This window comes from Mobiluncus curtisii subsp. curtisii ATCC 35241 (genome assembly GCF_000146285.1).
In the GTDB taxonomy this organism is placed as follows: Bacteria; Actinomycetota; Actinomycetes; order Actinomycetales; family Actinomycetaceae; genus Mobiluncus; species Mobiluncus curtisii.
The window spans coordinates 414367-424027 of record NZ_GL385912.1 but is presented as its reverse complement, the minus strand read 5'-3'; the positions used below and the strand labels follow the sequence as shown (position 1 = coordinate 424027).

The window sequence follows — 9661 nt, the reverse complement described above, 5'->3', positions numbered from 1 at the left end:
GCCCCATCCGGGGAGGTTTCTTTGGGTGATGTGTAGGTTTTCCTGGTTTAGGTAGTATTCCTCGAGTTGCGTATCCGTAGGCATTATTTTCAGGATTTCTGCTGGAGTCGCGGGGTTTTCGATGTGTTGGTAGCACCACCAGAAAATCGCTTTGATTCGCCTGGTCAGGCTCATTCCGCGGTGGTCTTTGAGCATGGCACGGAGTTGAGCGTTTATCCCGCCTTCGATCTGGTTGTTCATTGCTGGTAGGCAGGTCAGGGTCTGGTCTGCGAGGTCAGGATCGAGATAGGTGAACAGGTTACCGGATTTTATGAACCTAATTAGCGAGTCCCGGGCGCGAACGAGTTTCTCGTGGGTCAAGCATCTTGTGCCGTATTCGTTTATGGTTTCTTCCGCGAGGAAGGCTTCCCATTCCAGGCACCAGTTGTTGAACCCGACCAGCCATTGTAGAGATTCTTCCACGTTATGGACATGTAACAGGTCGCGAGCTATTCTCCCGAGTTGTTTCCCGGCTGGCAGCTTCGGATTCATAGTGATGTAACGTCGTACCTGCATAAACGCGTGATATGTGCAACGCTGGACCTGCGTGCCCGGCCAAGAAGCTGCTCTAGCGGTTTTGAAACCTGACCCACCATCGCTCACGACTAGAAGCGGGGGCGCTATCCGATCCAGCAAGGCTTTCCACGCGTTAATGTTCTCGTTCCTAGCCACATACCAGCCCAACACATGCTGACGAGTACAGGCAATCAAAACCACGGCCTTGCGCCCCAGATAAATCCCGTCGACAAACACCACGTCATGAACCTCGTCCACGATCGGAGAGAACGGCCATAAACACCAGAACTTAGCTGCATGACGACGAAACGTCCGGCCCGCTCCGGGCATATCTTTCTGCCGCTGACGCGACAACAGCCAGCTCAGGAAACGATTAAGCTCTTTAGCAGAGTTATCAATCTTTCCGACCTTAGACCTTCCACACTCCTTACAACGCCAACGCTGAGAACCAGAAGAAGTCTTTCCATTACGTTTCAAAGGAGTATTACACGCCGGGCATTTCATCATATTCATGCCATCAGCATGAACCGACCAACTTTCAACCCGACTTTCCCCCGCCAACACAAGCAAAACACAGGAAAACAGACACACAATTTGACCGACCCCAAAGTTCAGCCAAACCAACTTTCAAACCGACTTTAAAGCTCTACCACAACGAAAAACCCCGGATAAAAACACACAATTTGTCCTTTAACCCTTCGATTCCCGTCGCGACCCCACAGATTGACTAAAAGCCGGGCTAAAGCCCGGCTTTTAGTCAATGGAGCGGGCGACGGGAATCGAACCCGCGTAATCAGCTTGGAAGGCTGGGGCTCTACCATTGAGCTACGCCCGCGTACGAAATGAGTTTACCGGTTCGGATGGGTTTCCTACAACTCGAACTTTCCTGTACCATAAACTGTACCTTTTCCGGGGTGTAGCGCAGCTTGGTAGCGCGCCTGCTTTGGGAGCAGGATGTCGCAGGTTCAAATCCTGTCACCCCGACGAGCGAGCGCCCATGAAAGTTTACTTTCATGGGCGCGAGCGAGGAGGGGTATGCAAGGCGAGCGGAGCGAGTCCTTGCAAATCCCCCGACGAAATGATTCTGAGCGGTGGGGGCAAGGCGAGCGGAGCGAGTCCTTGCAAATCCCCCGACGGGCGATGTCGATTTGAGCAAACTATTGAGACGGCGGGTTCGCAGCTTTGACCTATTTCTCTCTATGATGCGGCACAATAAACCACCCGGCTCTGGGCACGCATTCCAAGTTAACCGTCCCGTATCCCAGGCGTTCCCCATCGGCAATGGGAGCCAATCCTTCCATCTCTAAACTGACTCGGCGTGCCTCGTGAAAAGTTACCCCGGGAGCACCAGCGAATCTCCCCCTTTTGGCAGCGAACAAGGGGCGGAGTACTTTCCGGCGGGGCATTGAGCTCAACGTCGCTATCGAGAAAACTCCGTCATAGCTGGATGCTTGCGGAGCCACAACCACACCGCCGCCGTAGCACTTTCCGTTGGCAACGGCGCACAAAGTCAGGTGTTCCTCGCCCCAAGTTACCCCGTCGAGACTGAGCCGCACTGGTCGGGGATGGAACTTTGTCAGAATTATGAACAGGGACAAAATATAGCGCAGTGACCCGTGTGGCCAGCGCATTTCCTGGGTTTTATCTGCCACCATTTGGTCGAATCCGACACAAGTTATGGTGGACCACCAACGCTGCTGTACCTTGCCGTGCATATCGGTAAAAGTCGCTAGTCCCAGGTCGGTTTGGCTGACGAAACCATCCGCGATGATGCCCGCGGATTTACGTGGATTCAGCGGAATCCCATAGTGGCGAGCATGATCATTGCCAGAACCTGCGGGAATAATTCCCAGAGGCTTGTCGGAACCAACCTGTTCTTGGAGCACCAGTGAAAGTATCCCGTCTCCACCGGAAACGACGATGGCGTCCACCGTGGAATCAGCTACGGCCTGGCGAGCCGATTCCCGGGCTTGTGCCGCAGTATCGCAGGGAAAATCCACAATCTCCAGACCGCGCTTGTGCAGCACTTTTCGGGCGACCCGAGCAGTTTTGCGGGCGTGACCTTTAGCGGAGGCAGGGTTCAGAATGAAAGCGATACGGCGGATGTCGCGAGTTTCTTGCCGATAAGTTTGTTCCAAAGGTGCGGTTTCGGGGTTGCCGGGTTGCGCGCTATCAGAAGGAGTGCCGTCCGGGGCGTGTCGGTTGGCGTGTGGGCTGTCCGGGGGCAACTTGTCCGACATAGCAAACTCTGATTCGGCGTCGTTACCGGAAAATCACGGTGCGGTCGCCGTTCATCAACACGCGATGCTCGGCGTGCCATTTTACGGCCTGCGCTAGCACGCGGCGTTCCACGTCTTGACCCTGTTTACGCATGTCAATAGCGGTAAATGTGTGATCCACGCGGGAAACGTCCTGTTCGATGATGGGACCCTCATCCAAATCCGCTGTGACGTAGTGCGCGGTGGCTCCAATGAGTTTCACGCCACGGTCATGAGCCTGGTCATACGGCTTTGCGCCCTTGAACGATGGCAGGAAAGAGTGGTGAATGTTGATGATTCGCCCGCTCATTTCCCGGCACAGCTTGTCGGAAAGAATCTGCATATAACGCGCCAACACCACCAGTTCGACCTTTTCCGCGGCGACCAAGTCTAGCAGCTGCCGTTCCGCTTCGGGTTTGTTGTCTTTCGTGACCGGTACCAAAATAAACGGTACCTGGTAGAAAGTCGCGATGGGAGCTAAATCGGGATGGTTGCCCACGACCGCTTTCACATCAATCGGAATCGAGTGATCCCGCACGCGATAGAGCAGGTCGGACAGGCAATGCCCCTCTTTGGAAACCATGATGACGGTGCGCAGTGCCCGACCAATCTCATCCAATTCCCAAGCCATATCAAACTCGGCAGCTAGGGTTTCTACACGGGAGCGAATATCGTGAGCACAGGGGACGTCCATCTCAACCCGCATGAAAAACAATCCGCTATCGAGATCTGCAAACTGGGCTGACTGGATGATATTGCCTCCCGCGCTGACCACCATGCCAGAGACAGCGTGGACAATCCCCGGTTGGTCGGGGCAAGAGAGGGTTAACACCAGCTTTACGGTTTCGCTCGACTTTGTTTCCGTCATGGTTCTTAGCATACCCGGTTCATGTCTCACCAGGAACTAGGGCTCTATTGAGGCTGCAAAAAGGTTTCCGTACGGAATAAATTGAAGCGTACTGTGTTTTGTTCCGCTTCTTATACGGGGGTCAGTTGTGATTCCGAGGGAAGCAACCAGCCTGTAAAAATGTGAAGCCCAGGTTGCCCTAGACGGCGACGCGCGTCAGTTCTAAGGCGGAGACTGGCGAAAAGTCGGGGCGGCTGGGGGCGATAGCGTCGGCAATTTCTGCCGTGATGGCAGCGATTTGCGCGCCGTTGTCGGTACAGAACTTCAGTGGGGGAATCCGCAGGGTAACGCCAGCACTCGCGCATTCCTCCGTCAGCCATTCACGCAGTCGGGAATTCGCGGAATATCCGCCGCCCACCACCAGGGTTTTTGCCTCGAAATCGGTTAGCGCTCGCATAGTCTTGCTGACCAGGGAGTCATTGACAGATTCCGAAAATCCACGGCAAATATCCGCTACCGGCAGCCATGGTTTGCCCTCACGAGCGGGTACAAAATCCTCGGTAAAGTCCGGACGGTTGCGTACTTCCGGGGTGGCTTCGAGCTGGCTAACATAGCGAGCCACGGCGGTTTTCAGTCCGGAGAAAGAAAAATCATAAGGGTGTGTTTTGGCGTACTTTGCTCCTGCTAGACCGCGCGGAAAATCAATCGCTCCCAGATTGCCTTCGCGGGACATCCGATCCACGTGTGGTCCTCCGGGATAGGGCAGCCCCAGCACTCGTCCAACCTTGTCAAAGGCTTCCCCCGAGGCGTCATCGAGAGTGCCGCCCAACTCTCTGATCCCATCTGGAGCTGCGAAATCGGTAATGAGCAGCAGGTTTGTGTGCCCGCCGCTGACCACCAGTCCTACCGCTGGCAGGTCCAAATCACCGTTCACCAGCTGGTCAACTGCCAGGTGACCAATGACATGATTGACTCCGTATAGTGGCTTTCCGGTGGCGACTGCCAGGGCTTTTGCCCCGGCAATTCCTACCGCCAACGAACCAATCAGCCCTGGACCAGCGGATACTCCAATCTGGTCAATGTCTGCGAGCTTTACTCCTGCCTCATCCAAGGCTTTACTGACCACAGGTAGGAATGATTCCAAGTGTGCCCGTGAAGCAATCTCGGGGATAATTCCCCCGTAACGGGCATATTCATCCATCGAGGTAGCGACCACGTTCGCTAATAGCTGGGTTTTCCCCGCGACGATGGCAGCTCCAGTTTCATCGCAGGTAGATTCAAGTCCTAAAGTCAGTTTCTCACCGTTTAACACGGGTTCAGTTTAGTTGGTTTTTCCCCGCGTTTAAATCTCGGTGCGGCGTCGGCACAAGATTGCGCGGTGTCGCCTGCCCAAACGGGTCGCTATCAAGGTTAGGTCCTCTCCGTCTTTCACGGTCTTGGTGAGTACCTTTCGACGTAGTTGGGCGGGTGAGACGTTGGCACCGCGTTTTTTAATTTCCAAAGACCTGATTGGTCGCGTCTTTAGTACGGTGCGAATCTTCTTTTCATCCAGAGGGAGGACCGCGAGTGTCTCAAACCAGCTCCCTAGTTTCGTGTCAGCCCCATTTGGATCAGAATCTCTGGTCAAGTAGGCAATTTTTTCCGATACCGTCTTTGTGTATGTTTGTTCTGCAATCTGAGCTAGCAGTCCTGCCCGGATAATTGCGTCATCAGGCTCAAAGATCCATTTACCCAGTTCGTCTTCTGTCGCGATGGTCTCACTCAGTCGGGCAGGAGTGTTGCACGGGGCGGCGGTTTCGTCGTGCAACGTAACCACGATTTTCCCGTTATTATCCATCAACAGGGCGGACCGACCCTTCTGACGGATCAGGTCACCCAACCAGATTCCCGCCTCCACAAGCTCGCCCCCCACAGAAATCCATTGGGTTTCGCCCTGTGCGGGCAGGACTTGATGGTTGATTCCAGGGGCGATTTTTACGCCGAGGTTTCCATGGGGAATCTCATCCTGCCAAGCGAGAATACGCGAAAGCGGGGGTTTCCAAGACTCCGGCTGCAGTCGCCTGCCAGAGGAGTCTCGCCGGGCGGGGTCTGCGAAGGCGCCATCAACGCCCTCGGCACGCAGCTGGTCCCAATCCAGTTCTAAAATATCTGCCTGTGTGACACGGGCTTCGGGATAGGCACGGAGATTCAGCAAAGCCGCTGCTGCGGTGGCTTCATCGAGTTCAAAAGCCGTTACCAGCATCCCTAAACCAGCCAAAGCGAGGGACTCGGTACCTAACCCGCAGCCCAAATCAGCGACCTGGTGACATCCGGCGTCGCGAAAACGTCCAGCGTGTACAGCCGCTACCGGCAAACGCGTGGCCTGCTCCAGACCGTTTCGCGTGAACAGCATTCCTCGCGCGAAATCCCCGAATTTTGCTCGCGCTGCTTCGCGCAGCTCCAGCTGGGTCAAAATGGCTGCCACCAGCGCTGGTGCCACCCCACGTTTGCGCAGACCAGCGCTTAATTTGTCCGCGAGTGTCGGGGAGTAGGGTCCCAGAGTTCCCAAGGATTCCAGCAATTGGAATCCTTCTTTGTGCAACAGGGGCGCCAGCGAATTTTCTGCCATAGTCCAATCTTAAAGGGCAGGGAGGGAAAGGGGAGAACCGTGCGGGGCGACAATAAAATCGAGTGATTTGAAACTGACTTAGCACTCGGGTTGCGAGAGTGCTAAATACGTCATAAAATATAAATTGACTGGCAGGGTGCCACCCGCGACGGCGCTCGGTTGGTGAAATATCATCAGAAACTTAGAGAAAGGGCAATCGCAGTGTCGGTTTGCATTAAACCTTTGGAAGATCGGGTTGTTATTAAGCAGCTGGAAGCGGAAACGGTTACCGCTTCGGGTCTGGTCATCCCGGATATGGCAAAAGAAAAGCCGCAGGAAGGCACCGTCGTGGCGGTAGGTCCCGGTCGTGTTGACGACAAGGGCGTGCGTGTGCCGATGGATGTCAAGGAAGGCGACAAGGTTATCTACGCCAAGTACGGCGGAACCGAAGTCAAGTACCAGGGTGAGGAATACGTTATTCTCTCTGCTCGCGACTTGCTCGCTGTGGTCGAGTAATCGAGACACATTTTTGAAAAGGCCGGACGTATGTCCGGTCTTTTCTGTTAAGCTATAACCTCACTTCTCCTGGCACATTCCAGCGCCGTGGCCCCGAAACCATAGAAAATATGAGGGCTCCACCGATATCTCAGCGAGCCCAGTCATCTCAGCACGCAAATCCCCGTGGTGCCTCATGTCAATTTGAGCGCGAAGTGGGGGTTAGGCGCTGCGGGTTTTGATGCCTTGGGTGAGTAGGGCTTTATGTTTAGCGTGGTTTTGTTCCATGTTGATAGTGAGTACCTCGGTAGGGGTTCTGGCTAGGTCGGTGAGTATGGCTTGGTAGCGTAGGATATCGCGGGTTAGCTCGGCAGGATTCGTGGAATCGCGTAACTGTTGTAGTTCTTTGATTTGTGTCCTTGAGAGTATCCCGGAGGCTAGTAAACGGTCTAGGGGTGTGGCTGGTGTGTCGTAGACGCGTTTACGTCTGCCTACACTGTCTTGGTTCCAGCCTATGGGTTTCCTGGTAGGAGTGAACAGGTTCATACGTAAGCACACTGTTTTCCATAGCTTGCGCAGGACTTTCAATTCTTTGGGTGTGTCATAACGGTAGTGGAAGCCGTATTTACGCACTACATGGTTGTTTTTAGATTCCACATGTGCCTGGTCGTTCTTCTTGTAAGGGCGCGAGCGTGTGAAGAATACGTCCAGGCTAGATGCCCAGTTAATGACTTCCCGGTTAATGAACTCGCTACCGTTATCACAGTCCAGGCCCTGGACCTGGTACGGGATGGTTTCTATCGCAGAGTCTAGAGCTTTGAGCATATGCACCCGGGCGTTATTCTGCAGGGCTTCTATATGTATCCAGCCCGTGTTCACGTCGGTTAACGTCAGGGTACGGACGAGCTCTCCCTTGAGACTCGGCCCGCAATGCGCCACCGTGTACCTCTCGAAAAATCCTGGCTCGTCAGCAATCTCGTCCCCGGCTTTCCTGATTTTTATCGAGTTACGTAACAATGCTCCTGGTTTCGTACTCGAAATACCCCTCAGCTCTAGAGATTGGCGGGCTTCTTTGAGATACCGGTCTATCGTAGAAGCAGACATTCCCAGTAACTCGTCACGTATTTTCTGGCTATACCCGGCTCTTCCTATCACCAGTTCCTCATGCGTTTCAAGGGAATCAAGCTAAACACGCATCGATACTGCCAAATATTTACCGCATTGGCATCCTGATAGCACCCAAACCCGTTGTAGTATCCTCTTCGCTACCGTTGAATACTTTGTCGCCCTGGCCTTACGGTAATCAATCCTGACCACGCCAGGATTCCCAGTGACATCACTGGTCAAATACCTCCTCGCGGTAGCTCTGGACAATCCCGTAGACTCACAAAAACTATCCAGCACCCTGCCCTTTTCCTTTTTAGAAGCCCCGCGATACGCCTGGCGTAACCGCTTCGTGACCTCAACACGCGCACCCATAGAAACCACTCCATCATTCATACCAACAACCTATTTTCGCGCTCAAACTATATGAGGCACCACATCACCCTCGCGCTCAAAATACATAAGGTACGCCGATCCCTTGACGGGTTTTCGGTCCACCACTACGCTGGAAGCTATGACTAGGAAATTAGCATTAGTTCGTCGCCCCAGCCCCAAAATGGCTGATGGGATTGTGACGCACATTGAAAAATCTGCTGTCTCTTATGATCTGGGTTTGCGCCAGTGGGAAGGCTACGTCAAGGCACTCAATGATAATGGGTGGGAAACCGTCGAGGTCGAGCCCGCTCCTGATTGCCCCGATTCGGTATTCATTGAGGATCCTGTTTTTGTCTATGGAGATCTCGCCATCATCACTCGCTCCGGAGCTCCGGAGCGCCGCGCTGAAGTTGCGGGAGTCGAAAAAGCGGTTCGGGATGCCGGATACCGCGTGGTTTACATTAAGGAACCCGGCACCGTGGACGGGGGAGACATCCTGAAGTTTGACGGTAAAGTCTGGGTCGGACAAACGCCCGGTGGCCGCACCAACGAAGAAGGGGTGCGCCAGCTTGCCGAGTACTTGAAGGAATTCAACGCGGAAGTCATCCCCGTGGAAATGACTAAGGTGCTCCACCTCAAGAGCGGTGTCACCGCCTTGTACGACGGCACTGTAGTCGGCTACAAACCGCTGGTGGACGACCCGACCGTGTGGGACAAGTTCATGGAAGTTCCCGAAGAACCCGGTTCGCACGTCGTTTTGCTCGAGGATAACAAGATTCTGATGTCCGCCGCCGCTCCCAAGTCCAAGGAACTCTTTGAGAGCATGGGTTACGAAGTGGTCGCGGTAGACATCGGCGAGTACGAGAAGCTCGAAGGTTGCGTGACCTGCCTGTCCGTGCGTCTGCGCGGTGACGTGGGTTAGCGAGTAAACTGGATTTTTCGCCACAATCCGGCGCGTCCGAAAATAGTGTTTTGGCGGGGCGGGCAGGCGATTCGGTTTAAGTTTATATATACATTTTGGGGGCTGAGCCACTGGCTCAGCCCCCAAAACAAATGCAATTTCTAGTGGCGGGTTCACCCTCGCCGGGTTCTACAGGTCTATGCGGATTTAGCCTCCCGTTCCTTCCAATAAGCGGCGCGTTCCTCTTCGGTCATGCCGCCCCAAATTCCATAAGGTTCATGTGCGTTCAAAGCGTAATTGCGGCACTGTTCCAATACCGGGCAAGTCGCGCAAATTGCTTTAGCCTGCGCAGCGCGACGCCGCCGAGTGCCACCACGTTCACCGTCAGGATGGAAGAAAGCCGCCGTCCCTAAATCCTTGCAGGCAGCTTCGTCTTGCCATTCCCAAGATTCAATAGTCGGAGCGGGGAGATACGTTACATTACTCATTTTCTTCCTTTCCCTCGCGTGGTTTCTCTTACCCTTCAAGATTAGGTGGTG

General features: G+C 54.2%; 10 protein-coding genes and 2 tRNA genes. 3 read left to right on the top strand and 9 right to left on the bottom strand.

Translation table 11 applies throughout. From position 1 onward, the window contains the following. A partial coding sequence (locus tag HMPREF0574_RS09350) for an IS1249 family transposase (protein ID WP_139041188.1) occupies positions 1–1068 on the bottom strand: 1068 nt, incomplete at its 3' end. 248 nt (positions 1069–1316) lie between these two features. Beyond that, positions 1317–1390 (bottom strand) — tRNA-Gly (locus tag HMPREF0574_RS01875). Positions 1391–1465: 75 nt separating this feature from the next. On the opposite strand from HMPREF0574_RS01875, the gene HMPREF0574_RS01870 reads away from it, so the two are divergent. Beyond that, positions 1466–1539 (top strand) — tRNA-Pro (locus HMPREF0574_RS01870). A 203-nt stretch (positions 1540–1742) separates the two neighbouring features. On the opposite strand, the gene HMPREF0574_RS01865 is transcribed toward HMPREF0574_RS01870, so the two are convergent. The 4 genes from HMPREF0574_RS01865 to HMPREF0574_RS01850 form a co-directional block, all read right to left on the bottom strand. Next, entirely contained in the window at positions 1743–2795 is a 1053-nt protein-coding gene (locus HMPREF0574_RS01865; protein ID WP_004006977.1) for a diacylglycerol/lipid kinase family protein, read from the bottom strand. A gap of 22 nt (positions 2796–2817) precedes the next feature. Beyond that, positions 2818–3681, bottom strand: coding sequence for a formyltetrahydrofolate deformylase (gene purU / locus HMPREF0574_RS01860; RefSeq protein ID WP_004006976.1), 864 nt, complete (start codon positions 3679–3681; stop codon positions 2818–2820). 178 nt (positions 3682–3859) lie between these two features. Beyond that, on the bottom strand, positions 3860–4972 hold the full coding sequence (gene tsaD / locus HMPREF0574_RS01855; RefSeq protein ID WP_004006975.1) for a tRNA (adenosine(37)-N6)-threonylcarbamoyltransferase complex transferase subunit TsaD: 1113 nt from the start codon (positions 4970–4972) through the stop codon (positions 3860–3862). A gap of 30 nt (positions 4973–5002) precedes the next feature. Then, entirely contained in the window at positions 5003–6268 is a 1266-nt protein-coding gene (locus HMPREF0574_RS01850) for a THUMP-like domain-containing protein (protein WP_004006974.1), read from the bottom strand. A gap of 201 nt (positions 6269–6469) precedes the next feature. On the opposite strand from HMPREF0574_RS01850, the gene groES reads away from it, so the two are divergent. Then, complete coding sequence (gene groES, locus HMPREF0574_RS01845) at positions 6470–6763, top strand: co-chaperone GroES (protein WP_036324231.1); 294 nt, start codon at positions 6470–6472, stop codon at positions 6761–6763. 201 nt (positions 6764–6964) lie between these two features. Here the strand turns inward: groES and HMPREF0574_RS01840 are convergent, their stop codons facing one another. Together HMPREF0574_RS01840 and HMPREF0574_RS09345 are read right to left on the bottom strand one after the other, a co-directional pair. Beyond that, positions 6965–7846: an integrase catalytic domain-containing protein gene (locus HMPREF0574_RS01840; protein ID WP_004006972.1), complete on the bottom strand. Its 882-nt coding sequence runs from the start codon at positions 7844–7846 to the stop codon at positions 6965–6967. An 81-nt stretch (positions 7847–7927) separates the two neighbouring features. Then, positions 7928–8242: a hypothetical protein gene (locus HMPREF0574_RS09345; protein WP_004006971.1), complete on the bottom strand. Its 315-nt coding sequence runs from the start codon at positions 8240–8242 to the stop codon at positions 7928–7930. A 118-nt stretch (positions 8243–8360) separates the two neighbouring features. On the opposite strand from HMPREF0574_RS09345, the gene ddaH reads away from it, so the two are divergent. Continuing rightward, positions 8361–9143 (top strand): dimethylargininase, encoded by a 783-nt coding sequence (ddaH, locus tag HMPREF0574_RS01835; RefSeq protein ID WP_036324229.1) that lies wholly within the window; start codon positions 8361–8363, stop codon positions 9141–9143. A 176-nt stretch (positions 9144–9319) separates the two neighbouring features. Here ddaH and HMPREF0574_RS01830 read toward each other — a convergent pair whose 3' ends face one another. After that, entirely contained in the window at positions 9320–9610 is a 291-nt protein-coding gene (locus HMPREF0574_RS01830) for a WhiB family transcriptional regulator (RefSeq protein ID WP_004006969.1), read from the bottom strand. Positions 9611–9661: the final 51 nt, after the last annotated feature.

Excerpts from the sequence above, each read along its gene's own strand:
- HMPREF0574_RS09345 (WP_004006971.1), bottom strand. The coding sequence starts at position 8,242 with ATGAATGATGGAGTGGTTTCTATGGGTGCGCGTGTTGAGGTCACGAAG.
- HMPREF0574_RS01865 (WP_004006977.1), bottom strand. The coding sequence starts at position 2,795 with ATGTCGGACAAGTTGCCCCCGGACAGCCCACACGCCAACCGACACGCC.
- HMPREF0574_RS01830 (WP_004006969.1), bottom strand. The coding sequence starts at position 9,610 with ATGAGTAATGTAACGTATCTCCCCGCTCCGACTATTGAATCTTGGGAA.
- HMPREF0574_RS01850 (WP_004006974.1), bottom strand. The coding sequence starts at position 6,268 with ATGGCAGAAAATTCGCTGGCGCCCCTGTTGCACAAAGAAGGATTCCAA.
- purU (WP_004006976.1), bottom strand. The coding sequence starts at position 3,681 with ATGACGGAAACAAAGTCGAGCGAAACCGTAAAGCTGGTGTTAACCCTC.
- HMPREF0574_RS01840 (WP_004006972.1), bottom strand. The coding sequence starts at position 7,846 with ATGTCTGCTTCTACGATAGACCGGTATCTCAAAGAAGCCCGCCAATCT.
- ddaH (WP_036324229.1), top strand. The coding sequence starts at position 8,361 with ATGACTAGGAAATTAGCATTAGTTCGTCGCCCCAGCCCCAAAATGGCT.